This window comes from Corallococcus sp. AB049A (assembly GCF_003668885.1).
Taxonomy (GTDB): domain Bacteria; phylum Myxococcota; class Myxococcia; order Myxococcales; family Myxococcaceae; genus Corallococcus; species Corallococcus interemptor.
Genome location: NZ_RAWL01001423.1, coordinates 1 through 392, shown reverse-complemented (window position 1 = coordinate 392; position 392 = coordinate 1). Strand labels below are relative to the sequence as shown.

The 392-nt window shown below is 41.1% G+C and carries 1 protein-coding gene; it reads right to left on the bottom strand.

Going from position 1 to position 392, the window contains the following annotated elements; translation table 11 throughout:
• Positions 1 to 392 (bottom strand): DUF4143 domain-containing protein (locus D7X55_RS42430; protein ID WP_147470561.1); only part of this gene is annotated, 392 nt, incomplete at both ends.

Below are 392 nucleotides of genomic sequence, written 5' to 3'. Positions count from 1 at the left end.
AGACGATTTGGTAACTTCCTTCCGAAGGTTTTTACTAAATCCACCGATCCTGAAAATTATGAAAACTTTCGAAAACAGATCGAGGTAGCGCTCGACCGTATTACGGTCAATTTGCAGCGATTTTGACAACTCTTCATAAGAAACTTCCTGGCCGGTCTGGTAAGCGATCAGTTGTAGCAGCTGCAACATTTTGTGAGAATATTTCACCTGTTCGAACATCAGAATATCTTTTAGCAGATAGGCATTCACCATTTCCTTGAGATAATCTTTTTTGTCCTCTTCCGCGGTCATTTTTAATACGTCAGGATAGGATCCATATACCAGCCGGTTTTCCAATTGTTGTTTTGTCTCAAGATAACTTTCCTGCTCAGATAGTTCCATCTGTGCCAGCG